This is a genomic window from Campylobacter aviculae (assembly GCF_005406215.1).
GTDB classification, from domain to species: domain Bacteria; phylum Campylobacterota; class Campylobacteria; order Campylobacterales; family Campylobacteraceae; genus Campylobacter_D; species Campylobacter_D aviculae.
Window position 1 is genome coordinate 29,272 of the sequence record NZ_NXMA01000003.1, and the last position, 26,284, is coordinate 55,555.

General features: G+C 30.1%; 23 protein-coding genes and 1 tRNA gene. 5 read left to right on the forward strand and 19 right to left on the reverse strand.

Features of this window, described 5'->3' with window-relative positions; genetic code table 11:
• Positions 1-169 precede the first annotated feature (169 nt).
• Positions 170-1,282 carry a molecular chaperone DnaJ gene (dnaJ, locus tag CQA76_RS01855; protein WP_137621754.1) on the reverse strand — a complete coding sequence of 371 codons (1,113 nt, stop codon included), beginning with the start codon at positions 1,280-1,282 and terminating at the stop codon, positions 170-172.
• A 148-nt stretch (positions 1,283-1,430) separates the two neighbouring features.
• Here dnaJ and CQA76_RS01860 point away from each other — a divergent pair, with 148 nt between their 5' ends.
• Genes CQA76_RS01860 through recR form a run of 3 tightly spaced genes read left to right on the forward strand, consistent with a single transcriptional unit; the run spans position 1,431 to position 3,914 of the window.
• Entirely contained in the window at positions 1,431-2,102 is a 672-nt protein-coding gene (locus tag CQA76_RS01860; RefSeq protein WP_137621755.1) for a response regulator transcription factor, read from the forward strand.
• Positions 2,099-3,340 (forward strand): ArsS family sensor histidine kinase, encoded by a 1,242-nt coding sequence (locus tag CQA76_RS01865; protein ID WP_137621756.1) that lies wholly within the window; start codon positions 2,099-2,101, stop codon positions 3,338-3,340. Before CQA76_RS01860 ends, CQA76_RS01865 begins: the two co-directional genes overlap by 4 nt.
• Positions 3,330-3,914: a recombination mediator RecR gene (gene recR / locus CQA76_RS01870; RefSeq protein ID WP_137621757.1), complete on the forward strand. Its 585-nt coding sequence runs from the start codon at positions 3,330-3,332 to the stop codon at positions 3,912-3,914. The genes CQA76_RS01865 and recR overlap by 11 nt, the downstream gene beginning before the upstream one ends.
• Here recR and CQA76_RS01875 read toward each other — a convergent pair.
• The 17 genes from CQA76_RS01875 to CQA76_RS01955 all read right to left on the reverse strand — a co-directional run bounded on the left by CQA76_RS01875 (position 3,911) and on the right by CQA76_RS01955 (position 23,529).
• Positions 3,911-4,447, reverse strand: coding sequence for a HyaD/HybD family hydrogenase maturation endopeptidase (locus tag CQA76_RS01875; RefSeq protein ID WP_137621758.1), 537 nt, complete (start codon positions 4,445-4,447; stop codon positions 3,911-3,913). The two genes, recR and CQA76_RS01875, sit on opposite strands and share 4 nt — an antisense overlap.
• On the reverse strand, positions 4,444-5,136 hold the full coding sequence (gene cybH / locus CQA76_RS01880) for a Ni/Fe-hydrogenase, b-type cytochrome subunit (protein ID WP_137621759.1): 693 nt from the start codon (positions 5,134-5,136) through the stop codon (positions 4,444-4,446). Before cybH ends, CQA76_RS01875 begins: the two co-directional genes overlap by 4 nt.
• A 9-nt stretch (positions 5,137-5,145) precedes the next feature.
• Positions 5,146-6,873 carry a nickel-dependent hydrogenase large subunit gene (locus CQA76_RS01885; protein ID WP_137621760.1) on the reverse strand — a complete coding sequence of 576 codons (1,728 nt, stop codon included), beginning with the start codon at positions 6,871-6,873 and terminating at the stop codon, positions 5,146-5,148.
• 2 nt (positions 6,874-6,875) lie between these two features.
• The gene (locus tag CQA76_RS01890; RefSeq protein ID WP_137621761.1) at positions 6,876-8,015 is read right to left on the reverse strand and encodes a hydrogenase small subunit; all 1,140 of its coding nucleotides are present in this window, start codon (positions 8,013-8,015) and stop codon (positions 6,876-6,878) included.
• Between the two features lie 103 nt (positions 8,016-8,118).
• Positions 8,119-9,966, reverse strand: coding sequence for a bifunctional tRNA (5-methylaminomethyl-2-thiouridine)(34)-methyltransferase MnmD/FAD-dependent 5-carboxymethylaminomethyl-2-thiouridine(34) oxidoreductase MnmC (gene mnmC / locus CQA76_RS01895; RefSeq protein WP_137621762.1), 1,848 nt, complete (start codon positions 9,964-9,966; stop codon positions 8,119-8,121).
• 3 nt (positions 9,967-9,969) lie between these two features.
• A complete protein-coding gene (locus CQA76_RS01900) occupies positions 9,970-11,994 on the reverse strand; it encodes an N-acetylmuramoyl-L-alanine amidase family protein (RefSeq protein ID WP_137621763.1) in 2,025 nt (674 codons plus the stop codon).
• Positions 11,994-13,085: a nitronate monooxygenase gene (locus CQA76_RS01905; protein ID WP_137621764.1), complete on the reverse strand. Its 1,092-nt coding sequence runs from the start codon at positions 13,083-13,085 to the stop codon at positions 11,994-11,996. The genes CQA76_RS01900 and CQA76_RS01905 overlap by 1 nt, the downstream gene beginning before the upstream one ends.
• A complete protein-coding gene (tyrS, locus tag CQA76_RS01910) occupies positions 13,082-14,290 on the reverse strand; it encodes a tyrosine--tRNA ligase (protein ID WP_137621765.1) in 1,209 nt (402 codons plus the stop codon). The genes CQA76_RS01905 and tyrS overlap by 4 nt, the downstream gene beginning before the upstream one ends.
• Positions 14,291-14,299: 9 nt before the next feature.
• Positions 14,300-16,495, reverse strand: coding sequence for a RelA/SpoT family protein (locus tag CQA76_RS01915; RefSeq protein WP_137621766.1), 2,196 nt, complete (start codon positions 16,493-16,495; stop codon positions 14,300-14,302).
• Positions 16,479-16,706, reverse strand: a complete 228-nt coding sequence (locus CQA76_RS01920) for a DNA-directed RNA polymerase subunit omega (RefSeq protein WP_137621767.1) — start codon at positions 16,704-16,706, stop codon at positions 16,479-16,481. The genes CQA76_RS01915 and CQA76_RS01920 overlap by 17 nt, the downstream gene beginning before the upstream one ends.
• Before the next feature lie 12 nt (positions 16,707-16,718).
• A complete protein-coding gene (gene pyrH, locus CQA76_RS01925; protein ID WP_137621768.1) occupies positions 16,719-17,435 on the reverse strand; it encodes a UMP kinase in 717 nt (238 codons plus the stop codon).
• Positions 17,436-17,485: 50 nt separating this feature from the next.
• Positions 17,486-18,682, reverse strand: a complete 1,197-nt coding sequence (locus tag CQA76_RS01930) for a murein hydrolase activator EnvC family protein (protein ID WP_137621769.1) — start codon at positions 18,680-18,682, stop codon at positions 17,486-17,488.
• Positions 18,679-19,485 carry an ABC transporter permease gene (locus CQA76_RS01935; protein ID WP_137621770.1) on the reverse strand — a complete coding sequence of 269 codons (807 nt, stop codon included), beginning with the start codon at positions 19,483-19,485 and terminating at the stop codon, positions 18,679-18,681. Before CQA76_RS01935 ends, CQA76_RS01930 begins: the two co-directional genes overlap by 4 nt.
• On the reverse strand, positions 19,472-20,137 hold the full coding sequence (locus CQA76_RS01940) for a cell division ATP-binding protein FtsE (protein WP_137621771.1): 666 nt from the start codon (positions 20,135-20,137) through the stop codon (positions 19,472-19,474). The genes CQA76_RS01935 and CQA76_RS01940 overlap by 14 nt, the downstream gene beginning before the upstream one ends.
• 56 nt (positions 20,138-20,193) lie before the next feature.
• A complete protein-coding gene (gene trmB, locus CQA76_RS01945) occupies positions 20,194-21,390 on the reverse strand; it encodes a tRNA (guanosine(46)-N7)-methyltransferase TrmB (RefSeq protein WP_137621772.1) in 1,197 nt (398 codons plus the stop codon).
• Positions 21,390-22,616, reverse strand: coding sequence for a fibronectin type III domain-containing protein (locus tag CQA76_RS01950; RefSeq protein WP_137621773.1), 1,227 nt, complete (start codon positions 22,614-22,616; stop codon positions 21,390-21,392). The genes trmB and CQA76_RS01950 overlap by 1 nt, the downstream gene beginning before the upstream one ends.
• On the reverse strand, positions 22,561-23,529 hold the full coding sequence (locus CQA76_RS01955) for an RluA family pseudouridine synthase (protein ID WP_137621774.1): 969 nt from the start codon (positions 23,527-23,529) through the stop codon (positions 22,561-22,563). The genes CQA76_RS01950 and CQA76_RS01955 overlap by 56 nt, the downstream gene beginning before the upstream one ends.
• Before the next feature lie 77 nt (positions 23,530-23,606).
• Here CQA76_RS01955 and CQA76_RS01960 point away from each other — a divergent pair, with 77 nt between their 5' ends.
• Together CQA76_RS01960 and CQA76_RS01965 are read left to right on the forward strand one after the other, a co-directional pair.
• The gene (locus CQA76_RS01960; protein ID WP_137621775.1) at positions 23,607-24,698 is read left to right on the forward strand and encodes an FtsW/RodA/SpoVE family cell cycle protein; all 1,092 of its coding nucleotides are present in this window, start codon (positions 23,607-23,609) and stop codon (positions 24,696-24,698) included.
• Between the two features lie 41 nt (positions 24,699-24,739).
• Positions 24,740-24,816: transfer RNA gene (locus CQA76_RS01965), tRNA-Ile, on the forward strand.
• A gap of 19 nt (positions 24,817-24,835) precedes the next feature.
• On the opposite strand, the gene CQA76_RS01970 is transcribed toward CQA76_RS01965, so the two are convergent.
• Entirely contained in the window at positions 24,836-26,209 is a 1,374-nt protein-coding gene (locus CQA76_RS01970; RefSeq protein WP_137621776.1) for a replicative DNA helicase, read from the reverse strand.
• Positions 26,210-26,284: the final 75 nt, after the last annotated feature.

The window sequence follows — 26,284 nt, forward strand, 5'->3', positions numbered from 1 at the left end:
TATAGTTTGTAAATAATCAAAAATAATGTTTTATTTAATAATTGAGTTTAAAGGCATAAAATTTCTATTTAACTTATATAGAAAGCTTTATTTATTATCATAAACTCTTTTTATTTAAAGACTAGTTTTTAATAACTACGGAATAATTTCAAAACTTAGAATTCTTATTTTATTTAAACCAATCGGCTATTTTTTCAAAAAATCCCTTTTGTTCTTGATGCATACCATCTTTAATCCCAAAACTTTCACTTAGTTTTTCTAAAAGTTCCTTTTGTTCATCGTTTAAAGAAGTTGGAAATTTGATAGAAATTTGAACGATTTGATTTCCTATTTGGGAACTATGTACATCCTTTACACCTTCTTTTTCAAGCACAAATCTTTGTCCATCTTTAGCACCTTTTGGTAAATTTAAAGTCGCTTCCCCGCGTATGGTAGGGACTTTTACACTTTGACCTAAAATAGCTTGAGTAAAAAACACGGGATATTCTATATAAATATCATTCTCATCTCTTATAAAAGTTCTATCCTCATCAGCGATAATCTTAACGTATAAATCTCCTCTGGATCCATTTTTACCGACATTACCTTTTGAATTAACCCTTAAATTCATCCCACTATCGACACCTTCTGGGATATTGATTTCTACCTGATCGTTAACTTCTTGATAACCCTTGCCTTTACAATCACTGCATTTTTCACGAATACTCTCACCACTTCCTTGACAATCCGGACAAGTTTGAGCAAAGGTTATAAATCCTTGAGAAATTCCTACTTGCCCGCTACCTTTACATTTAGGACAAGTTTGCATTTGTCCATCTTTAGCACCTGTTCCATTGCAAGTTTTACAAAAATCCTTATAGTTAAAATCTATATTTTTTTTACATCCAAAAATAGCCTCTTTAAAACTCAATCTCAAATTTACAATCAAATCACTTACAAATTTTTCTTCATTTGCTCTTTTACGACGAGAAGATCTTCCAAAACTATCTCCAAAAAAACTAGAAAAAATATCACCCAAATCTTCAAATCCTCCAAAACCTGAAGTGCTTCCAAATCCTCCTTTTAAGCCATCTTTACCATATCTATCATAAACAGCACGCTTTTCATCATCACTTAAAACTTCATAAGCTTCATTGACAAGTTTAAATTTATCTTCAGCTTCTTTATCTCCTTGATTTCTATCTGGATGATATTTTAAAGCCATTTTTCTATAAGCTTTTTTTATAGTCTCTTTATCAGCGCTTTGTGTAATTTCTAAAATTTCATAATAATCTAATTCCATTATCAACACCTTAAATAAATAATAAAAAAATAATAAAAAACATAATTTTAGCAAAAATAAATCTATAATTTATCAAAATTTAAATAAAATTATGTAAATATTATTTTTGAAGATAAAATTATAAATATAACTCAAGGAAAACATTATAATGATAAACGTATTAATGATAGAAGATGATCCTGATTTTGCACAGCTTTTATCTGAATATTTAGCTCAGTTTAATATAAAAATTACAAATTTTGAAACACCAAAAGAAGCTCTAAGTATGGGAGTTCAAGGTTATGATTGCTTGATTTTGGACTTAACCTTACCTGGAATAGACGGACTTGAAGTTTGTAGAGAAATCAGGCAAAAAAATAACATTCCTATTATAGTTTCTTCAGCTAGAGGAGATCTTAGCGATAAAGTTGTAGGACTTCAAATAGGAGCGGATGATTATCTACCAAAGCCTTACGATCCAAAAGAAATGTATGCAAGGATAACTAGTCTTATCCGACGCACAAAAAGAACTGAAAATTTCAGCAATGAAAATATAAATTCAGTATTTAAAATCGATGAAAGAAGACATGAAATCAGCTATCAAAATAAAGTTTTAACTTTAACTCCAGCTGAATATGAAATTTTAGAATGTCTCATCCAGCAGCACAGCTATAGTGTATCTAGAGAACAACTTGTCAATCGTTGCAAGAGTCTTAAAGATAAAGATTCTAAAAGCTTGGATGTTATCATCGGTCGTTTAAGAGCAAAAATAAATGATAACTCCAAATCTCCAAAACACATTTTTTCTGTTAGGGGTATAGGATATAAGCTTATAGGATGATAAAAAAATATTCTATTCATACTAAGCTTATTGTTTTATTTGTTATAACTTTTCTTTTAGTTTGCATTCTCTTTATAATTTTACTAAAAATTGAAGAGAATGCTTATGCAGAAGAAGGCATTTTAAGACAAAAAAGCCTTGTTAAAAATTTGTTGAGCTCCTATAATTCAAATTTTAATATAGATGCCTATTTTAACAATAATAGTTTTTCAAGTGTCAAAAATCCAGACTTAAGACTTACAATTAAAAAAAATGCCGAAAGTCTTTTTCATGACAATAGTAGCAAGTTATGTCAATTTTCCTCTTTAAAATACCAAAACAATCTTTATCTTGATCTCCAATGTGAGAATTTTAAAAATTTATATAAAGAAAATATGAATGATAGAATTTATAACCTTTTATTAGTAGGATTTTTCTTCTTTTCTTTTTTAGTTGTTTTTATGTATTTTTCAGTATTAAAATCACTCGAACCCCTTAAAAAACTTAGAAAACAAGTCGCTGAAGCTGCCAATGGAAAAAAACTTGAATTTATAGATTATCAAGAAGATGAGATAGGTAAAATTGCTTTTGAATTTAAAAAAGCTTTTATAAGAAATCAAGAGCTTATAGAATCAAGACAGCTTTTTTTACGAACAATAATGCACGAATTAAAAACTCCTATAGGTAAAGGGAGGATCATTGCAGAAATGATTAAAGAATACAAACAAAAAGAAAGACTCATAGATATATTTTCTCGTATGGATTCTTTGATTAATGAATTTGCAAAAATTGAAAATCTTTTTTCAAAAAACTATAATTTACACTTTAAACCTACTCATTTTAGCACTATACTCGAAGAAGCTAAAAATTACTTAATGAGAGATGATTTTAATAAGATCGTTAGAATTCATCTCAATAAAGATTCTTTAATCAATGCAGATATGGAAATTTTTCCTTTGATTTTGAAAAATTTAATTGACAATGCTTTAAAATATTCAAGCGATGGAACTTGTGAAATTTATTGTTGTGAAGAATCTTTTGTGATTAAAAATTTAGGACAAGCCTTAAGTGAACCTATAGAATACTATTTTGAAGCCTTTACTCGAGAAAAATATCAACAAGTTAAAGGAATGGGGCTTGGACTTTATATAGTTTTTGAAGTATGTAAGTTGCATAATTTTGAAATTACTTATTATTACGAAAAAGGTAAACATTGCTTTAAAGTGCTTTTTGGAGAGAAAAAAAACAATGGCTTATAATGAAGATTTAGAGAAATTTAATGAACTCATAGAAAGCTTTTCAAAATTGCCTACTATTGGAAAAAAAACAGCTATCCGTCTTGCTTATCACATTTGCACTGGAAATCGATTTGAGAGCATTAAGCTTGCACACAATATCGAAAATGCTCTACACTTTATCAAACCTTGCCAACAATGTGGAGCATTAAGCGAAAATGAACTTTGTGGAATTTGTGTAGATAAAGAGAGAAATAAAGATACCTTATGTATAGTTCAAACCCCAAAAGATATTCTAACCATAGAAGAAAGCAAAAGCTATCAAGGATTTTACTTTGTTTTAAATGAATTAGATGGCGATAAATTAATAAAATTAGAACAAATGATATTGAAATTAAATTGTAAAGAAATAATTTTTGCTTTGCCTCATAGTTTAAATTCAGACGCAATTATTTTTTTTATAGAAGATAAATTTAAAGATTTAAATTTACAATTTAGCAAAATAGCACAAGGAATCCCGAGTGGAGTTAGCTTAGAAAATGTCGATATGATATCTTTAAATAAAGCGATCAATTATCGCACTAAATTAGAAAATTAATCAATTTTATAAGAAGTATTTGCCAATTCTTGTAAAGAATAATCAGCGATTTTTTTATACTCAAAACCTTCTTTTTCTAAATAATCAAGCAAGGTTTTTTCCATAATTTTACTTGATTGTAAAATTTCATCAGAGAGTTGAAAACTCATAGGTTTTATACGTTTTGGAATGCAAGCTAAAATTTGAGTTTGTGGTAAATCCCCCATAAGTTCCATATATTGGAGGGTTTGGAGCATTTCAACTTCGTGAGCACTTCCACTCCAGTTGAGATTTTTTGGCATTGCTTCATAAGGAAAGAAAAAAACATCTCCTATATTTGCATCATCTGCATCAATACAATCAATCAAAACCATTTTATCATAACTTGCAATTATATAACTTAACTGCAAGGCTAAAGTTCCACCATCGATAAAATCTAAAGTGTGGACAGGGTGAGCAAATTGATAATTTTTTTTAAAAAAATTACAAATATGGACTCCTATACCCTCATCCGCAAACATTATATTCCCTATGCCAAGCACAAGGAATTTCAATTTCCTTCCTCTTTTACGTATTTATAACCACTAAAAATCGCATCCATAGAACCATTTTTAGCTTTTACGGCATTAAAAACGGCCATATAAACATGCACAGGAACAAAAATCATAATAACCCACATTAAAATTCTATGATAAGTTCTAACTTCAGCTAACCCTCCAAGCATTGCTTCAAGCGGTTTTAAAAGATTATACAACATTCCACCTAAACCCTCATGATAAGTGTGAGTATAAAGAATAAGTCCTGTTAAAATAATGCCTAGCATTACCAGATAAAAGAAAAAATAAGTCACAAACTGCAAAGGATTATAAACTCCTCTTAAATGAGGATGTTTGCCTAAAAAAATATAGAATTTGATTTGATTAATCCAAAGCTTAATATTAAAAACATCTAAAATTGAAGCACGCTCTTTACGACTTACTTTATCACAGAAGAAAAGATAAATCTTAAAAATAATACAAGCGATTAAAATAAATCCTACCGCTTGATGGATTAAACGATATTTTGCTTGCATAAAATTAACAGGCTCACCATTGCTTATAGGACTTTGAAATACATAGGAAAGATAATAACCTGTCCCTATTAAAATCACTATAGCAATAGCACGAATCCAATGTGTTAAACGCAAGCCTATGCTAAATTCATATTCAACTTTTCTTTGCAATTTCTCTTCTTTGTTTTGCATAAAAGCCTCCTATAAATTTACATTGACTTTGTATTCGCTTAAATTATTTCCCTTAGTATCCATAACATGCACAGCACAAGCTATACAAGGATCATAGGAGTGAATTTTGCGTATAATCTCAAGAGGTTGTTTAACATCAGCAATTTTTAATCCTATTAAGCATTGCTCATAACTTCCACCTATTCCTTTAGCATCTTTTGGACTTGCATTCCAAGTTGAAGGAACAACGGCTTGCCAATTTTCAATAACGCCATCTTTGATTCTACACCAGTGGCTTAATGTTCCTCTTGGCACATGTCCTATATAACGACCACGATACTCACCATTTACCATTTTACTTGTATCTGGAACATAAGGTGCACAAGTGCTTTGATCTACTTTTAAATTTTCTACTAAATTATTAAATGCTCTTAAAGCATTATTGGCTACAATTTTTGCCTCTAAACAACGTGTAGCAGTTCTTCCAAGTGTGCTAAATACTGCATTTAAAGGAAGTCCTGTTTCTTTTAAAAACTCATCAACCACTGGAACAACATTTTTATTGCCTTTGGCATAATTAACCACTATATTTGCAAGTGGTCCAACCTGCATAGGATTTCCTTCATAGCGTGGCGCTTTAATCCAACTATATTTTCCTTTAGTATCAAAAACTTTTGAATCAACTTTATTTCCGTGATGATCTATGCTATCGCCATCTACAAACCCTGTATAATTTGGATTTGTTTTACCATCATAAGGATGTAGCGGTTCATTATCTACATACCAAGAATGCGTAGCTTCTTCTGTGATTTTATCCTCATCTACTTCATAAACTTTACTTAAGTCTCCATTTTTAATAATACCACTTTCAAATAACCATTCATCTTTTCCGAGTTGGAATTCTTGGAAAGTAAATAAATTATTGACTCCGATATCATTTAAAACACTCGCTTCATTCGCATACGCTTTTCCCGCCATAACAAGATCTGGATAATACGCACGATTAACAAAATCTTGTACCTCTTGAAATTTACTCATATATTCACCCATTCTTGAAGGGCTTAAAAGATCCATAACGCAAGTTACACCGCCAACTGTTAAACTTTGAGGATGTGGATTTTTAGCACCAAAAATAGCCATACATTGAGCAATAATTCTTTGAATTCTTAAACATTCTAAATAATGAGAAAGAACGATCAAATTTTCTTCTGGAGTTAAACGATAAGTTGGATGTCCATAATAAGCATTTGCAAAAGGTCCTAAATTTCCTTTATCTACAAAAGTTTTAAGTCTTTGCTTTACTTCAAGAAGTTTATCTGCACCTGTTGCATAAGGATTTGAAGTATATTTAAAAGCTTCATCGCTTGCTTTTTTAGGATCCGCACTTAAAGCACTGACTACATCAGCCCAATCCAGCCCATGAAGTTGGTAAAAATGCACTATGTGATCGTGTAAAAAAAGTGCTGCATTCATTAAAGTTCTAGTAAGCAAAGCATTTAAAGGAGGAACGATACCCAAAGCATTTTCAACCGCAACAATACCTGCTTTATAGTGAGAAAAAGTACAAACTCCACAAATTCTTTGAGTCATAAAACCCGCATCTCTTGGATCTCTTCCCTTAACAATGGTTTCTATACCACGCCATAAAGTAGAACCCGCATAAGCTTCTTTAACTACATTGTTATCATCAACAACTACTTCAACTCTTAAATGTCCTTCTATTCTTGTAATTGGATCAACTATAATTTTCTGACTCATTTTTATTCCTCATTTTTTTTCATAGAAGCAATCACCGCATGAGCAGCAATTGCAACTCCTGTAAGTGTTAATACACCTATCCCTATTTTATCTGATACATTATCGGCACCTAAACCAAAAACGGTATCAAATTTGCGACTCGCCATAGGCTCTTCAAAAGGTCCCATAGTATCCCAGAAATTTGGCTCAGAACATCCTATACAACCATGTCCTGCCTGAATAGGCCAAGAAGTATGCTGATTGAATCTTTCTCTTGAACAATTATTGAAAGTATAAGGCCCTTTACAGCCTACTTTATAAAGACAATACCCATTTTTTGCACCCTCATCTCCAAAGCTTTGCACAAACTCACCTGCATCAAAATGCCCACGTCTCTCGCAAAGGTCATGAATTCTTAAACCATAAGCCCATTTTGGTCTATTATATACATCGAGTGCTGGTAATTCTTTAAAAAGCAAAAGCTGAAGAACATTGCCAACTATATTTTTTTCACTTGGAGGACAGCCTGGAACATTAATAACTGTTTTATTAGTTACTTTACTTAAAGGCTGTGCATTGCTTGGGTTTGGTCTTGCTGCTTGAATTCCCCCAAAAGAAGAACAAGTTCCAATCGCTAAAATAGCATAAGCATCTTCACTTGCCATTTTTGTAAGCTCATATCCTGTTTTGCCGTGTGGTCCTACTGTAAGATAATGCTCTTTATCTCCACAAGGTATACCACCCTCTACCATTAGAACATACTGACCTTTATATTTTTTCATAGCATTTTCTAAATTTTCTTCAGCTTGCCAACCTGCAGCAGCCATAACAGTTTCATGATACTCTAAAGAGATATAATCAAATATTAAACTATCAATAGTCGGTGTATCACTTCTTAGCAAACTCTCGCTACAACCTGTACATTCTGCCATATGAAGCCAAATAACAGGCAATCTATCTGCCAATTCTGCAGCCTTTGCTACCATAGGGGTAAAACTTGCAGGAAGTGCTAGAAATGCAGTCATTGCTCCTGCCCATTTCATAAAATCTCTTCTACTAAATCCAGCTTTTTCTAAAGCCATAGGAATAGAATTTTGTGGGTTTAAAGAAGGAAGTTTCTCAAGTGCCGCCAAACGAGACTCTATTTGATTATAATCGAGCATAATTTTCCTTTGAGTAATAAAATCTTAGATTTTATAATAATAAAACAACAAAAATTAAAATTAAATTAAAAGTAAAAAAAATTAAATCAAAATATTATTAGACTTAATTTTTTAGCCCTTTTTTAAGCTTACGTATTAAAAATCTTGCAGGATGGATATAGGGTATAAAATCTTTATACATACATAAAGGATCATTTCCTATCAAAGCACAAAGATAACGTGCAGCTAAAACTGCTGTAGAAAAAGCCCTGGAACCATGAGCAAAATTTAAATAAAGATTGGGAATATTTTTAGGTAATTTTTGTTCTTTATGTTTTGTCCATAATAAATCTTTATAACATTCTTTGTAAAATTCTTCATCATAAGCCGCACCTATTATGGCAAATCTATCACTAGAATAAGATCTAAATCCTACTTTAGAACCTTTTATAATCAATTTTTCATCACCTTTTAAAAATTCTTCAATGTTTTTAATATTTTCTTCATCATCTTCTCTTTGAGGGTTAGAATTAAAATTTAAACGATCATAACTAGCCCCTACAACTTGAATTCCTTTGTTTTTTGGGCAAATATAAGCTTTGGAAGAAAGTGGAAATTGAGTATCATAAAAAGGCTCTAAATGAGTCACTTGACCTCTAACTTTACTTAAAGTCATAAATTCATAAGTTAGAAAGTCTTTGGTATCTACACCCATCGCATAAATTAAAATATTTGATTGATATTTATTTTCTATTCCATCAAAGAATAAAGTAAAAGTATCATTTTCGTATTTATAAGTTTGAAATTTATGATTAAAATAAATCTTAGCTTTGCTTTTTTCAAATAACGTTTTAACAATTTTTTTTGGATCGATATGCCCACCATCCTTTAAAAAAGCTTGATTATCTTTAATGTTAAATAAAACATTATCTTTTTGTGCCAAAAAACGTTCTTGCATTAAGTCAGTATGTGCAATTTCTATAACCCCGTCTAATTGCAAATCCAAAATTTGACGATAAAAACGACTCGCTTCAATAAAGGAAAATTGAGAGAATTCACCTAAAGCAACTTTTGGTTTTAAAATCAAAGAGCTTAAAATTCCACTTTCATTCCCACTAGCACCCTCGCCCAAACAAACATTTTTCTCAAAAACGCTTACCTTAAAACCCCTTAAAGAAAGTTCATACGCTAAAACTGCCGCACAAATACCCGATCCTATAATCGCGACTTCTTTATTTTTGCTTTTTTGAAAAACTCTTTGAAAATACGCCTCTTTAATCATTTCTTGTTCTGTTATATCTTTTTCAAAAAAAGCTTTTATCATTTCTCTTTTTCTAAAACCTTTTATTTTTTGTACGATAAAACCATGTTTTTTAAGATTTTTTTGCAACAAACTAGCTGCAGAAAAAGTGCAAACTTGAGATCCTTTTTTTGATAATCTTGCCACTTCCTTCAATACACTATCATCAAACATATCAGAATTTTTACTCGGAGAAAAACCATCCAAAAACCATACATTGGCTTTAAAATCAAGCCTTTTCAAAACAGAGATATCATCAAACACAAGATCCAAAAAACAATTTTTAAAATAAAATCGATAATATCCTTCTTTGCAAGGAGGATAAAATTTTAAAAAAGGATCAAGCAAATCTTTAAATTCTTCATAAAATCCGAGTTTTTTATAAATTTCTCTTAACATCTCTTTGTCGATATAAAATTTTTCTATACTGATATAAAACAATCTTTTTTGATCGGTTTGTTCTTTGAGAAATCTTTTTAAAGTCAGAAAAAAATTGAGTCCTATACCAAAACCTGTTTCAGCGATGATAAATTGTTCTTCATCGTTCCATTTGAAAGCTTCTGTATAAATATACTTGCTCTCTTGCATTCCATCTTGTGAATTAAAATAAAAATCATCAAAATCAAGTGAAAATGGAGTATTGTTTTTAAAAACTATATCTGCTTTTTTCATAAATTAACGATTATGATAAAAATAACTTTCCACCCCATCTGCAATACCTTCAGCTAAAACATCTTGGAATTTTTTATTTGCAATTCTTTGTCCTTCGCTTGGATGGGTAATGTATCCTATTTCAATTAAAATTGCTGGCATTTGTGCTCCCACAAGAACCCAAAATGGAGCCTCTCTTACCCCGCCATCAACAATTTTATATTTCTTGCGAGTTTGAGTTAATATATTTTTTTGCACATCAATTGCAAGTTTATTTGAGGCGACTATTTTTTCACGATTTAAAAAATTTAAAATGCTTTGTTTTGAAAAATAATTAATCTCTTCAAAATCACCCTGATTTTCTTTTTCAGCGGCTTTTTTACTCCTTTCACTTCTAGCCGGACTTAAAAAGAAAGTCTCTATACCTTCAGTGCTTTTAGCTTTTTTAGCATTAGGAGCCGCATTAGCGTGAATGGATATAAACAAATCAGCTTTTTTATCATTAGCAAACTTAGTTCTATCTCTTAAGTTAATAAATTTATCTGAACTTCGTGTATAAAAAACCTTATATCCCCTTTTCTTAAGTTCGCTACCAAGCTTTAATGCTGTACTTAAAACTATATTTTTTTCTTTAAGAGAACCTTTTTTATTGCTTAAAGCACCACTATCTTTTCCGCCATGTCCAGCATCGATAACAATAACCTTTCCTGATTTAAAAGTAGAATTTAAAGTATTTTTATTTGTATTCTTGGATTGTTCCTTGATTGCTTTTTGTTCTTTATTTTTTGGTTGTTCTTTAGTTGTTCTTTTTTCTTTACTTAAAGGGGTAGAATTTTTTCCAAAACCAAGAGTAAAACTTTTATCATCTATTTTTTTAAAAAATTCAATTTTTTTAGTAGAGCTAAGAACTACTCTGACTGTTTTAGGATTATATTGAGTTACCGTAATAACATTTTTTCCAAAGGTAAAATTTCTACGATTGCCCTCTAAAACTCCTTCAAAACTAACAATTTGTCTGAAAAATTTTTGATCTTTTGAGCTAAAGATTGAAATATCATCTTCGCTTAATGTATCACTTAGATTAAGTATCAGAGCATTTGAAATTTTATTAACGCTTAAAACATATATTGGATCTTTTTTAATTTGCTTTAATTTATCTTGAGATGTTTGAATTTTATTTTGCTTGTTTTCTTGACTTTTTTTAGTATCTTTTGATAATGTTTTCACTTCCTGTTTTTTTAAATTTAATGAAGTAGTATCAGTTTTTTTAGAAATTTTTATTTTATTATTATCAAAATCAAAAACAATAGGAATTCTCTCTTTAGCATAAATTACAATACGAACTGTTTTTGGATTGTATTGAGAAATTACCACTCGATAATCATCTATTTTATACTCTTTTTTTCCTCCTTCTAACACTCCATTAAAATCACTGATATGGCGAAAGTTTCCTTTTTCATCTAAAATAAAACTTTTAATATCCTTTTCGTTTAAATTCGTGCTTAATTTAAGTTCGACACTTTGATTAATCTTATCTGAACTTAAAATATAAACCTTATCACTCTCTTTTTTTGTTGCTGAAGAATTATTTTGCGCTTGTGCTTTTTTATCAACTTGAGCTTCTTTGCCAATTTTTACATTTTTATTATCTTCTTTAGATGTGTTTTTTTGAGTGTCTTTAGATTGTGAAAAAGCAGAAATTTCGTTGTTTTCTAAATTATTTTTTTTCTTATCTACAACTACAGCTTTTCTTAAAGCATTAATGCTTGATTGATTAATCCCGCTTTCTTTTAATTCTTCCGCATAAGATTTATCATCTAAATTTAAGACATTTGAGCTAATAATCAATCTTTTTAAAATTTCAATTTTAGTTTTTTCATCTTCATTGATAACGCTTTGAATATAAAGACTTTTTAATTGTTGATGAAGCTTGATTTGTATATCTTTTTTTGACGTGATAAAATGATTATCAAAATTATCAAGCTCTTTCTCATAGGCTCCGAAACAAAGATTAAAAAAAACAAAAAATAAAAATAAAATTTTAATCATTATTCGCCATTAATAAGCTTACTAATCAATTCTTTTACGCTGATTAATTTATTTAAACGATAGCCATTTGCTCCTGTAAAAAATAATCCCGTTTCTTTTTTTCCAGACCATGCATCAAAAAGTCTATCAGCTATACAATATCCGACTTTTGTAGCTTCTTTTCCACGTCCACAAGGTGCAACACAATTACTAATACAATTGATCTTTGGACCCATTCTTTTATCCACTAAATTGAGTAAATTAGTTCTTACCCCTCGCGCAGGATATCCCACAGGGGATTTAATGAGTTCTATATCTTCTTCTTTACAAGAAAGTAAGACGTTTTTAAAATCATCACTAGCATCACATTCAAAAGTACCTATAAAACGCGTTCCCATTTGCACTCCACTAGCACCCAAAGAAATCGCATTTTCGATATCTTTTTTATCCCAAATTCCTCCCGCTGCAATCACTGGAAATGAACCCCAATTTTTCGCTTCTTCAACAACAGGTGCGATTAATTTTTCTAATTGATAATTTGGATCAAGACATTGCTCATAAGTAAAACCTTGATGACCCCCGCTTTTTGGACCCTCAAGCACTACAGCATCAGGCAAACGATCGTAACGACTTTGCCATCTTTTGCAAATAATTTTTAAGGCCTTAGGAGATGATACAATAGGCACTAAAGCAACATCTGGAAAATCCATAGTAAATTCAGGCAAATTAGTAGGAAGTCCTGCACCTGAAACAATCACATTAAATCCAACCTCACAAGCATCACGAGCGATTCTTGCATAATCATTACTTGCACAAAGTATATTACATCCCAAAGGTGCATCACCACAAACTTTTCTAGCATTATCTATTAAAGCTTGTAAACCTTTTCTAGAATAAAAATTCTCGCTCCCATAAGGCTTGGCATTAAGTTCTTTGCTCACATGAGATCGATTTTCATAATACCCCGTTCCAACAGATGAAATAATACCAAGTCCACCATTTAAAGACACGGCCGAAGCTAATCTATCCCAACTTATGCCTAAACCCATACCGCCTTGGAAAATAGGATATTTTATAATATGCTTTCCTATTTGAAGAGATTTAAAACTCATACTTTTACCTTTAATTTTGCAAATTTTCTTTTACCTACTTGTAAAATGTATTCTCCAATACCTAATTGCATTTGTTCATCATTTATTTTTTGCGAATTAATACTCACTGCATTAGCACCTATACTTCTCCTTGCTGCAGAAGTTGAATTTTCTAACTCACAAAGTACCAAAGCCTTAGCCAACCAAACGCTTTCACCCTTAAATTCAAACTCTTTAATTTCGCTTGGTAAAGCATTAGCACTATGTATTCTATCAAATTCATCCTTTGCTTTAAATGCATCTTCTTTAGAATAAAAACGTTCAACAATTTCTAAGGCTAAATTCTCTTTAGCTTTTTTAGGATGCAACTTGGCATTTTTTATATCATTTTTTATATCTTCAAGCTCTTTTAAAGTTTTTTGACTCAAAAGCTCATAATATCTAAACATCAGCTCATCACTGATACTTAAAATTTTAGCATACATATCATTAGGTTTTTCTGTAACACCTATATAATTATTTAAACTCTTACTCATTTTATTAACACCATCTAAACCTTCTAGAAGAGGCATCATAATTACTGCTTGTTCCTTACCTGTATTGTAAATTCTTTGAAGGTGTCTGCCCATTAAAAGATTAAATTTTTGATCAGTTCCCCCCATTTCTATATCGCTTTTTAGAAAAACACTATCATATCCTTGAAGTAAAGGATATAAAAATTCGCAAATACTGATAGAGCTTTGCTCCTTAAAACGCTTCGTAAAATCATCGCGTTCAAGCATTCTTGCCACACTAAAAGTTGAAGTAAGTTCTACCAAACCACTCGCTCCAAGTTCGTTAAGCCAAATGGAATTAAATTTAATTTGGGTTTTATCCTTGTCTAAAATTTTAAAAACTTGTTTTTCATAAGTTTTAGCATTGATTAAAACCTGTTCTTTATCCAACTTTTTTCTCGTAGCGTTTTTACCACTTGGATCGCCAATTTGACCTGTAAAATCACCAATCAAAAATTGCACTATAGCTCCATGTTTTTGCAAAAAAGCCATTTTATTTAAAACCACACTATGGCCTAAATGCAAATCAGGTGCTGTAGGATCAAAACCTGCTTTAATAAAGAAATTTTCACCTTTTTCATAATAATTTTTTATCAACAATTCTATTTTTTCTTCATCAATAATTTCAGCACATCCTCTTTTAACTTCAGCTAAAATATCTTTAATATTCATTTTTATCCTTTATTTTTCTTTATAAGCATCATTTAAAGATATAAAATCTAAAATTTTACAATGAATTTTTAATCTCTCGCAAACACTATCTGGATTTATGTTTTCTGGAATTTCCATTGTTATTTCAAAATAATCCACGGTTGAGTTTATATCTTTTGCTAAATTAATTGTCAATAAATTAATTTGCATTTTAGCTAAAACTGCCAAAAACTCTGCTAAAACTCCTTTTTTATTTTCTAAAGAAAAAATAAGCTTATAAGATTGCGGTATATTAGAATCCCATTTGATAAAAACCATATCTTTCTTTTTTTCTATCATTTTTTCGGCCCTATCGCAAAGCTTATGATGCACAATGGCATTCCCGCCTTCAACAAAAGCAACCACAGCATCACCTCTTTTAGGATGACAACAATAATCAAACTCTACACTAGCAATTTTGCGATTAGAATAGATTAAAAAATTTCCTATATTGTATTCTTGGATTTCATATTTATCAAACCAATAAGATTTTTTTGCGTATTTTTTGAGCCCATTAACCATATCTTTAAAATAGGTATTATCATTAGCCACTTCTCGTATGCGTCTTCCTAAATTTTCTTTTTCTATCCAAGTCTCTATTTTATTTTTATCCACACCAAAAACAAAACCGAGCATATTGATTGCACTCGCTAAGTTAATCTCTCTTATTTTTTGCTTACAAAATTCTCTTATACTAGCTTTTGCTTTTCCTGTTTTAACACTATCTATCCAAGAACATCGGTAAAATTTATCATTACTTGTTACAACACGAACGATATCTCCATTTTTTAATTCTGTAAGCAAAGGAACTTTGACTCGATTAACATAAGCACTTTTTGCATGAAGTCCAATTTTTGTATGCACTTCATAGGCAAAATCAAGCACAGTGGCTCCACGAGGTAAAGTAAAAATTTCTCCTTTTGGGGAATACACGGCGACATCTTCAACATAAAGGCTATCTTTGGCATACTCATAAAGCTCAACGGCACTATAATCTTCTGCATTTTGAAGATTATTTGCACTTTGTATTGAAATATCAGTCAGCCAATCTAAATTCGGTGCTGCAACACTACCATCTTCTTTGTATTTCCAATGTGCAGCTATTCCAAATTCTGCAATTTTATGCATATCAAAAGTTCTAATTTGTGCCTCTATAATATTTTTTGTATCAAAAAGTGTAGTATGGATTGTCTGATATCCATTTTGTTTTGGCAAAGCTATATAATCTTTAAAACGAGAGATTAAAGGATTGAAATTTGTATGCAAAATTCCTAATGCTAAATAACAATCACTCACCTTTTCAACCAAAATTCTTACCCCTAATAAATCAAGCACCTCTTCTATACCTATACCTTTTCTTTGCATTTTAAGATAGGTGGAATAGCTATGTTTAATACGCTTTTGAATTTCAAAAGTTCCTTGTCTAAAACCATTGCTTAAAAATAAAATTTCAATTTTAGAGATGAATTCATTTAAGCTTAATTGCATTTGTTGATCGTTGGAATTGATATAATTATCTATTATATTATATTCATCAGGCATCAAATACTTAAAACTTAAATCCTCCAAATAATTTTTAATACTAGAAATTCCAAGTCTATGTGCTATAGGAGCATATACCACTAAAGTTTCTTCGCTGATTCTTTTTTGTTTATCTTCCCTTAATGCATCTAAAGTTAGCATATTGTGCAGTCTATCACAAAGTTTGACGATTAAAACACCAACATCTTCAGTACTTGCTAAAAGCATATTTCTAAAAGTTAAAGCAGATTTGGTTAATTTTTTTTTAGATTTTGAAGAAACAAGGCTGTCTTCTCTGATTTCTATTATCTTAGTCAATCCCAATACTAATTTTAAAACATCATGACCGAAGGTTTTATTTAATTCTTCTTCAGTGCATTCAGTATCTTCAATAATATCATGTAAAAGTGCAGCTAAAATAGCGGCTTTATTATCACTCAAAAAACCCACCAAAGTAGCTACTAAAATAGGATGTATTGCATAAGGTTCACCACTTTTTCTTATCTGACCTTCATGGTAAAATATACAATATTCCACTGCTTTTTCTAAAACAGAATCACTCTCGCAAACACAAAAAAGAAGTTCTTTTGCTCTTGTTAAATCCTTACAATTTTTAACATCATCAATGAGTTTTTCTAATAACAAATCCTCATTGATCTGTTTCACCGCCTAAACCTTCTAAAGATATTTTATCTTCTGCTATTTCATACAAAGCAATATCTGCAAATTTTAATTTATTTTTATCAAGATCAATCAAAGGTGCAGCACCATCGGCTAATTGCTCTGCTCTTTTTGCAACCGCTAAAGATAAACGATAGCGATCATTTCCCATTTTTTCTAAAGCTTTTGCTGTTATTTCTTCTATTCTATAATCCATCTTTTCTCCTTATTAATTTTTAACTATGGAACAAAGGCTTGTATCGCCTTGTATAATTTTAAGCAGATTTCCTTCTTCAAACATATTACAAACCACTATTGGCAAGGAATTATCTTTAGCCAAGGCAATAGCCGTATCATCCATTACTTTAATATTATCTTGCATAGCTTCATCATAAGTTAAAGTTTGTAAAAATACTGCATCGTCAAATTTATTTGGATCTTTATCATAAACTCCATTGACTTTTGTGGCTTTGATTACCATTTGTGCGTTGATTTCTACAGCTCTTAAAATAGCTGTAGTATCCGTTGTAAAGTAAGGATTTCCAGTTCCAGCAGCAAAAATCACCACTCGACCTTTTTCCAAATGCCTATGCGCTCTTCTCATAATGTAAGTCTCACAAAAAGCTTCCATTTGTATAGCGCTTTGAACTCTAACATCTAATCCACAACTCTCCAAGGCTTCTTGAATAGCAATAGCATTAATCACAGTTGCAAGCATGCCCATATGATCTCCGCTTGTACGTTTAATAAGCCCTCCTTTGGCTACAGAAACACCTCGAATTATATTTCCTCCGCCTATTACTATACCTACTTCTATATCATTTTTTATCAATTCTTTAATTTCATTTGCTATAAATTTTAAAATGGAATTTTCAATACCAAGACCATTTTCTCCGGCCAAAGCCTCGCCTGAAAATTTTACTAAAACTCTTTTCTTATCTTGCATACTCTCTCCTTATTTTCATAAAATTATATTTTAAAGTGAATTAAATTTAGCTAATTTAAACTAATAAGTTCCAAAGGATTGATATGAAAATTTTTTTGCGTTACTTCAAAAGTCAAATCACTTTTTATTCTACCTACTATTACTCCTTTTTTTATATTTTTACCTACTTTAATATTGGGAGCTATTTTATCTAAATGTGCATAAATTGTGTGTATCCCATCATCATGTTCCACAATCACAACGCGTGCTAACATACTTGTATCTTTTGCAAAAACCACCTTACCATCTAAAACATTTTTAACCATAGCATCTGATTTTTTACTTTTTAAGACCACACTTTCATTGAAAATTTTAATATTATAAATCGGATCAATATAGTTTCCAAATTTCTGTTTAACCGTAAAAGAATCAAGTGGAGCTATAGTTTTTTTTCCAGTATAACGCTTGATAGCACTTCCTTGATAACTCGATCCAAGCTGACGAATTTTTTGATTATTATTTGCAATTTTTGAACTTTTTTGCTCTTGCTGTTCTTGTTGCTTTCTTTGTATAATTCTTAGCTGATCAAGAGTTTTTCTTAACTCATCTTGTTGAGCTTGTAAATTTTGAAGCTTCTTAGAATAAATTGCTCGATCCATCTTTTGCTTGTTAATCTCATCAAGCTGTTTTTTTCTTAAATCTTGAAGTCTTGTTATCTGATCATTATAATCTTTCAAATTATCATTAATTTTTTTAATTTGAGTTTGCTTATCATCAATAAGTTTAGTTATTCCTTCATAATCCTTAGAGAGTTTAAAAATTTCACTATTTAAAACTTTATCTAAACCACTTAAAACCTCAAAAGCCAGAAAACTTTCTTTTCCTTCAACATAACCTTCAGGTATAGGTAGATCATAAGCAAAATCTTTCGCTAATAAAGCTATAAGCTTACCTTCCATATTTGCTTTACTTTTTAAAAGATTGCTATTTTGACTAGTAAGCATATTAAGCTCTTTATATTGAACTTTTGCACTTTCTTCAAGTTTAGCCGTTTGAGAGTTAAGTATTTGAATTTGCAAACTCAAATCTTTTAAAGTTTTTTCTCCATTTAATATATCACTTGCTAAATCTTCAAGTTTTTTATTTAGTTGTTGTTGTATGCGTTTATTTTCTTCTAAATTTTTAGTTTTTTCATTTAGAGCATTCGCATTGATTTGTTCATAAGTCAAAAAAAGAAACAAAAAGATAAAAAAAATCTTTTTTGTCATTTTTTGACCCTAAACATTACAGAATTTACAAATAATAAACATGCAAATAAAGTTGCTAAGAAAATCAAACTAAGCTGTAAAACAAAATTGATTGGGGGCAATACTATATCGACTGCCTTTAATTGATTTTGAATAATTTCAAGATTATAAATTTGGGTAAAAAATATCAACAAAATAATAAAGGCAATCAAACAATCCGCAAATACAATCTTATAAAGCATAAAAGATCTAAACCAAAATGGTGCTCCAAAAAGGCACATAATTTCCACACGTTCAGTATGCTCAAAAAGCCAAATTCTCATCTGCTTTAAAAATAAAACAAAAGAAAGAATGATGATAATAAACAAAAATAACCAAAATACAAATTTCATTAAAACGAGTAAAGAATAAACTTTATCATGTGTTTTAGCAAAAGTTTCCACTTTGCTAATACCTGAAATACTTAAAAGTTGTTTTTTGATTACATCAAGTTCATTTTGATCAGGTAAATAGCTTAATTTAATACTATAAAACTTAGGTAAAGAATTTTTCAAGGCCTTTAAATTTTTATCTGAAATATCATTTTTTAAACGTTCTATTAAATTTTTTGGATCTAAAATTTCCAAACTAGAAAAAGAAGGTATTTTAGTTTTAATAACATTTTGATCAAGTTCGCTCGAACTAACAGCTACTATGTTATAATCCTTATTTGCGAGTTCTTCATAATACTTTAAAGTCGAATTAGTTAGCAAAATAAATTCAAACGCAAACATCATAAAAAGTAAAGGCAAAATCAAAGATAAATGTGTTCTAAAAAATTTCATTCATTGTTCCATTTTCTATATTAAACCGACGATAATTTAATCTTAAATTAACCGGTATTCTATGAGTAACTACCACCACACAAGTTCCCAAAAGCTCTCTAGCCGACTTTAAAAGCGTCCAAATAATATCTGAAGAATATTCATCCAAATTTCCCGTAGGCTCATCACAAAGCAAAAGTTTAGGATTATGTGCTAATGCTCTAGCCATAGCCACGCGTTGTTGCTCTCCACCGCTTAATTGATTGGGTAATTTATCTGCTTTAAAAGTTAAATTTACATGTTTTAAAAGTTTATTTGCTTGATCTTGACACACTTTTTTACTATATCCTTTAATCATCAAAGGAAGCATAACGTTCTTTTCTACGCTATATTCTTGTATCAGTCTATAATCTTGAAAAATAATTCCTATTCTTTGACGTAATTTTAAAAGCTCTAAATTTCCGATTTTTTTCATAGAAGAACCACATACTTGAAGTTGTCCAGAAAGAAGCTCTAAATCACCATAAAAGGATTTTAAAAGCGTACTTTTACCACTCCCACTTTTTCCTGTAATAAAAACAAAATCATCGTCTTTAAATGCAAAACTCACTTCTTTTAATACAAGTTCATCATAACCCAAAGAAAGTTTATTTGCCTGAATCAAATTGGGCATTTTTATTCCTCTTTAATTTTCAAATTTTTTAATTATGCTTTGTTTTTACTTAAATTTCAAGAAAATAACGTAATATCAAAATGAAATTTAAGTACCTTTTTTAATTTTTCTATCGCTTTTAAATTTTCTTTAATCTTAAAAGGTTTTTGAAATATAAAATTGATTTTTTTATCTATATAAAAATAACAATGTTCAGGTTTATTAAATGCTCCAAAAGCCACCTTTAAAAGCAGACCTTGTTTTGCTTTATATAAATTTTCAAAATGAAGAAAAAAATTATCCTCTTTTAAGGTTAAATTCTTAAAATTTTTTTCCAAAAGTATTAAATCATTTTGATCAAATACAATATCTGATAAATCAAAATCATCTAATACAATATCGTTGCTCGTTTTATCTAAATTCCATACCCAAAGATCAAAAATATCTTTATTTTGTCTTTTCCATCTATCTTCATACTTACTAGAAATTTCTAAATCTTCATTTTTTCTAAGACTGAATTTTGGAGTATTAAAATACAAAAATTGTTTAAGTGTAAAATCAAAATATTCATAACTATCAGTTCTAAGCTCAAATCTTCCATTCTTACCCAAAACTCTCGCACATTCCTCACAAAAATCCCTTGTTATAACTCGTCTGTGTGGCTTTTTATCCCAAGGAACAGGAAAGTGTAAAAAAATTTTTTCAACAGAATTTGATTCAAGCACACTTAATAAAAGTCTTGCATCACTTTGTATCAGTAAAATATTATCAAGATTTTGAGCTTTTGCAAGTTTAGCCACTTGAGTGATTGCTGGATTATAAATTTCAACTCCAACCACCAAAATACCCGGATTATTTTTGGCTTGATAAAGTAAATGTCTACCGGAACCAAAACCTATTTCAATATAAATTCTTCCTTTAATTTTGGTGATTAATTGTTCGAAATTTTGAGCAATCAAAGGAGTTTCTTTAATAAATGCATTTTGCTTAAATGCAAAAGACTCACTAATAACATCTTCATTTTTACAAAAACTATCTTTAAAAACTTGTAAGGCTTTTTGTAAATAAGCTATTTTGGAAGGCTTGGTATGCTTATCGGCTTTAATAATAAAACTATTCTTTTCCTTTTTAATTTGCAAAAAGAAATTTTCTTCTTCTAGTTTTGTATATACTAAAATCACGTTATTATTTTCAGCCAACCATGCAAATTCTACCTCTTCTTTTTTACAAGGTAGAATAAGATCTTGAATGTTTTTAACTTTAAAATTTGGCACTATTGTGCTGCTTTAACTCTTTTTGAAGGTTTTGAACGCAACCCAGCTGAATCAATAGAAATAACTTCATAGTTATACTCTACACCTGGCAAAGCTTTAATATCTTTTAATCTTTTCTCTTTTATGCCCTTAAAAATAGCATTTTGCTCTCCACCATAACGCCTGACTTCATATTCTACAGCTCTAGAATCTCCATCAGTCCATTCAAGATTAATTCCATCTGAAGTAATTTGAGCTAATATGATACTAGGAGTAGCTGGGATTCCTAAAGTTCTACCCTCAACTCCATTTACTGGCATAGGACTTTCTAATCCATAAATATCTACCATAGTAACTTTATAATATTTAGTTTCATCTGAACCTTCTACTATATCTTCATAAGAATTTTTATCAGTTTTAGCAATAAGAGAATAAGGAAGAATGCTTGAACTTGTAGAATAGACTTTATAATAAGAAAAATCTTTATATACAGGCGTATCCCAAGTTAAAATGATTTTATTGGATCCATCTAAACTTGCACTTAAATTTCTAACTTCTGGAGGTAAAGCTTTGCTGGTAGAATTTAACACTTGACTAGGTTCGCTTCTTATACCATCAAAACTTACAGCAATGATTTGATAATTAAAGTTTTCATTAGGTTTCAAATCCTCATCTATATACTCTGCACTTAAACGATTCTTTACTTCAGCAATTTTTTTAAAATTATCTTCATTGCTTTTTGATCTTTCAACAATGTAAGAATTAACTCTTAAATCAGGATGAGGACGCCAAATTAATTTAATACGATTTGGCAAATCAGTCACTGCTTGAACAAAAGGAAGGGCTTCAAGTCTTGGCATGGTCTTTGCTTCTAAAACTTTACCATCTTCTGAAATATGTCCTTGACTATCAAAGCTTCTCATTTTATAATAATATCTCGTATTAGGATCAAGATTAGTATCTGTATAATGAGTTTGAAATTTATCCTTAATGGTTGCTATAAGCTTAAATTGAGGATCGATATCACTAGATCGATACAAGTAAAAACCTTGTATATTGTCATTATATAGAGGCTCCCATTCAAAAGCTATATTACTCATATCACTAAGGCTTTTTAAATTATCCATTTTAGGCAAACTCTCATCAATCAATACCTCTTTATTTGAATTAACCTGTGAAACACTGCAAGCACTAAACAAAAGAACTAAAATGCTCAAGCAAAGACTCAAGTGAAATTTTTTCATCAATCTCTCCTAAAATAAATTTTGTTTGTAAAATATTTTTAAAATCCTCCATCAAAGGAGCTTTAACAAAAATAGTTTCTCTTTTTTTTGGATGGGTAAAATATAACAAATAAGCATGAAGCATTACCCTACAATCATATTTCCCTTTATAACCATATAATTTATCGCCTAAAATATGACGATTTATACTCGCTAAATGTGCCCTAATTTGATGCGTTCTACCGGTAAAAAGTTTAGCGGCTATAAGATTAACATCTTCATTACTAACCAAATTAACAAAGGCACTCTTAGCGTATTTACAGCCTTTAGTTTTATCGCTTACTGCTACCTTTTTAATAGCATTGGTTTGAGATCTTGCTAAGGCTTTTTCAATAGTAATTTTATCTTCTTTTAGTGACAAATCAATTAACGCAAGATAAATTCTTCCCATAGTTTTATTGCTTAATTGCTCGCTAAGTTTTTGATGAGTAGAATTATTTTTAGCTATAAGTATAGCACCACTTGTATCTTTATCTAATCGGTGAACTAATCCTGCACGTATTTCTCCGCCTAAATTGGATAAAGTATAATTTTTCGCAATCAACCAATCTACTAAAGTTAAACCCTTAACACTACTTGCTCCATGTACAATCAAACTTGAAGGCTTATTTAAAACGAGCAAATCTTCATCTTCATATAAAATTTCTATATTAAAATCCACATCAAAAGAAAGTTTTTCTTTCTCGTTAATGCAAGGTAATTTAAGAGAAATTTCATCTCCAATTTTTAACTTAAATGAATTTTTATTTTGAATTTTAGAATTTACCTGAACGCATTTTTTTTCCACTAACAGTGCCACTTGATTACGGCTTTGATTTAATACTTTTGCTAAAAAAATATCTAATCTTGAATTTTCATTTGCTAAAAAAGTTTGCATTTTTCCTATAATTGTTTCCAAATAATATCAGAATTTGAGTATAATTTTAAATTAAAATAATAAACTAAAGGCAAATTTTGTTCGTATTAGATAGAAGAATATTAACGCATTTTGATTATATGCAACCCTTATTATTTATCCCCATTGTACTTCTTTCTTTCTTTTTAATTTTTGAAGCAAATGCCTTATTAGCAGAAAAACAGCTTGTTTATACTTGCGTTGGTCTAATTGCATTTTTTATTTTTTTTATTGTTCCAATTCGAAAATTAATTTGGCTTATACCTATAGCCTACTGGATTAATATTCTTTTACTCCTGAGCGTGGATATTTTTGGAGTTGAAAAACTCGGAGCGAAACGATGGTTAGAAATCCCTTTTACTCATTTTACAATCCAGCCTTCTGAAATTTTTAAACCTAGTTTTATTTTGATGCTTGCCTATCTTATATATCAAAATCCACCTCCAATAAATGGTTATAAACTTAAGCAATTTCTAAAAATAAGTTTTTTTATTATCTTACCTTTTTTACTTATAGCAAAAGAACCTGACCTAGGAAGTGCTATGGTTCTTTTAATTGTTGGTTTTGGAGTGCTTTTTATTATAGGTGTACATTATAAAATTTGGTTAAGTATTATTCTTGCTATAAGCATTAGCTCCCCTATAATTTATACACATCTTTTAAAACCTTATCAAAAACAAAGAATTCATGATTTTATAGCAGAAAAACCAAGTTATCAAGTAGCTCAATCCATGATAGCCATAGGAAATGGAGGTCTTACTGGAAAATCAGAAGATGAAGCAACCCAAACTCATTTCAATTTCTTACCTATATCTACAAGTGATTTTATTTTTGCGTATTTGGTTGAAAGATTGGGATTTTTAGGAGGATTGGTTTTAATTTTGCTTTATATTCTACTTATTTTTCATCTTTTAAGTCTCAATCACAAACTAAAAGATGACTATTTTACTCGAGTAGTAGTTAATTGCGTGGCTTTATTTATTTTCATCTATGTTGCAGTAAATATTTCTATGACTATAGGTTTTGCTCCAGTTGTTGGAATTCCTTTACCTTTTTTTAGTTATGGGGGAAGCTCTTTTACTATTTTTATGATTTTTTTTGGAATATTGCAACATCTGATTACTTTCAGATATTCTTGGACAAATAAATAAAATATTTTTAAGCAAGAATAAGCTATAATTCTCACTTTTAAGGATTTATAGCTCAGTTGGTTAGAGCAACCGGCTCATAACCGGTTGGTCGCAGGTTCGAGTCCTGCTAAATCCACCATTACTTTCATACTTAAATATCATTCTTGAAATTCTGTGCTTTCAAATTTTGGTTTATCTACAAAGCACGATTTTTCTTTCAAAAATAAAACCTCAACAGTTCCAACCGGACCGTTTCTGTTTTTTCCAACTAAAATTTCAGCATTTTCCTGCATAGGATTTGGAATAAAAACTCTTTGATATGTTTTTCCCTCTGCCTTAGCTTTATTTTCCCGCTCTTTCTCTTCTTGATCTCGATAAATCTCATCACGATACACAAACAAGATTGTATCCGCATCTTGTTCTATTGCCCCACTCTCACGCAAATCACTCATCATAGGACGCTTATTTGCACGCTGTTCTAAAGAACGATTTAATTGCGAAAGTGCAATGATTGGCATATCTAATTCTCTAGCTAAAAGTTTTAATCCTCTTGAAATCTCACTCACCTGTAAATGCCTGTCATTAAAATTGGAATTACTCATCATAAGTCCAATATAATCAATCACACAAAGCTTTATACTTTCTTCTTGTGCTTTTAAGCGTCTTAAAATAGCTCTAACATCAGTTATTGTCGCATAACCACTGTCATAAATAAAAAGCTTTTTTTTAGAATACATATTACAAGCATCACCTATGCGATCCCATTCATCATCATTAAGATCAGCAGTAAGAATTTTTTGCAAAGGAATGGAAGTTTTTGCAGACAAAAGCCTTTGCATAATCTGAGTAGCAGGCATTTCCAAAGAAAACATAACCACACCCTGATCTTTCTTTAATACTTGATCGATAAAATTTAAACACAAAGTTGTTTTTCCCATACCAGGACGAGCAGCAATGATGATAAGCTCACCATCTTTAAAACCTTTAGTCATATAATTTAGATCCTCAAACCCAGTATCTAAGCCTATAATAGACTTATTTTCAAGAGTTTTTTGTTTTTTAAACTCTTCTAAAAGTTCGCTTAAAACAAGCTCTACGTCTTTAATATCATTTGTATTGATACGATTTGTTAGATTAAAAATTTCTTTACTGATTTCATCTGAAATTTCACTCACAGCACGATTATCATTGATGCGAGTTGGTAGAAGATGTGCAAAACTTAAAAGTTGCCTTTTGATTGATTTTTCACGAAGTTCATTAACGTAAGCAGGCAAATCAATCATCGAAGGTGTTGCAATGACCTCATTTAAAATTTGCTCATCTAATTTTTTATGCTTTTTTAGAAAACTTATAGATATAGGCTCTCCTGAATTCACACAAGCGATTATAGCTTTAAAAATATCTTGATGTGCCTTTAAACTAAAATCTTTTGGATCAATGTCTCCTGCTATACTAGCATAAGCATCTTCACTCATAATACAACTACTTAAAATTGCACGTTCTAAATCCAAATCAAAATGCTCTTGTTGCATCTTTTTCCTTAAACTTATAATGTTTCAAAATTCTAGCAAAAAAACTTAAAAATTCACATAACACATAAATATCTA

What these genes read in the sequence shown, in the direction of transcription:
- CQA76_RS01885 (WP_137621760.1), bottom strand. Translation starts at nt 6,873, where the DNA reads ATGAGTCAGAAAATTATAGTTGATCCAATTACAAGAATAGAAGGACAT.
- recR (WP_137621757.1), top strand. Translation starts at nt 3,330, where the DNA reads ATGGCTTATAATGAAGATTTAGAGAAATTTAATGAACTCATAGAAAGC.
- CQA76_RS01930 (WP_137621769.1), bottom strand. Translation starts at nt 18,682, where the DNA reads ATGACAAAAAAGATTTTTTTTATCTTTTTGTTTCTTTTTTTGACTTAT.
- CQA76_RS01905 (WP_137621764.1), bottom strand. Translation starts at nt 13,085, where the DNA reads ATGAGTTTTAAATCTCTTCAAATAGGAAAGCATATTATAAAATATCCT.
- tyrS (WP_137621765.1), bottom strand. Translation starts at nt 14,290, where the DNA reads ATGAATATTAAAGATATTTTAGCTGAAGTTAAAAGAGGATGTGCTGAA.
- CQA76_RS01955 (WP_137621774.1), bottom strand. Translation starts at nt 23,529, where the DNA reads ATGCAAACTTTTTTAGCAAATGAAAATTCAAGATTAGATATTTTTTTA.
- CQA76_RS01860 (WP_137621755.1), top strand. Translation starts at nt 1,431, where the DNA reads ATGATAAACGTATTAATGATAGAAGATGATCCTGATTTTGCACAGCTT.
- CQA76_RS01900 (WP_137621763.1), bottom strand. Translation starts at nt 11,994, where the DNA reads ATGATTAAAATTTTATTTTTATTTTTTGTTTTTTTTAATCTTTGTTTC.
- mnmC (WP_137621762.1), bottom strand. Translation starts at nt 9,966, where the DNA reads ATGAAAAAAGCAGATATAGTTTTTAAAAACAATACTCCATTTTCACTT.
- CQA76_RS01935 (WP_137621770.1), bottom strand. Translation starts at nt 19,485, where the DNA reads ATGAAATTTTTTAGAACACATTTATCTTTGATTTTGCCTTTACTTTTT.
- CQA76_RS01970 (WP_137621776.1), bottom strand. Translation starts at nt 26,209, where the DNA reads ATGCAACAAGAGCATTTTGATTTGGATTTAGAACGTGCAATTTTAAGT.
- pyrH (WP_137621768.1), bottom strand. Translation starts at nt 17,435, where the DNA reads ATGCAAGATAAGAAAAGAGTTTTAGTAAAATTTTCAGGCGAGGCTTTG.
- dnaJ (WP_137621754.1), bottom strand. Translation starts at nt 1,282, where the DNA reads ATGGAATTAGATTATTATGAAATTTTAGAAATTACACAAAGCGCTGAT.
- CQA76_RS01940 (WP_137621771.1), bottom strand. Translation starts at nt 20,137, where the DNA reads ATGCCCAATTTGATTCAGGCAAATAAACTTTCTTTGGGTTATGATGAA.
- CQA76_RS01865 (WP_137621756.1), top strand. Translation starts at nt 2,099, where the DNA reads ATGATAAAAAAATATTCTATTCATACTAAGCTTATTGTTTTATTTGTT.
- CQA76_RS01920 (WP_137621767.1), bottom strand. Translation starts at nt 16,706, where the DNA reads ATGGATTATAGAATAGAAGAAATAACAGCAAAAGCTTTAGAAAAAATG.
- CQA76_RS01890 (WP_137621761.1), bottom strand. Translation starts at nt 8,015, where the DNA reads ATGCTCGATTATAATCAAATAGAGTCTCGTTTGGCGGCACTTGAGAAA.
- cybH (WP_137621759.1), bottom strand. Translation starts at nt 5,136, where the DNA reads ATGCAAAACAAAGAAGAGAAATTGCAAAGAAAAGTTGAATATGAATTT.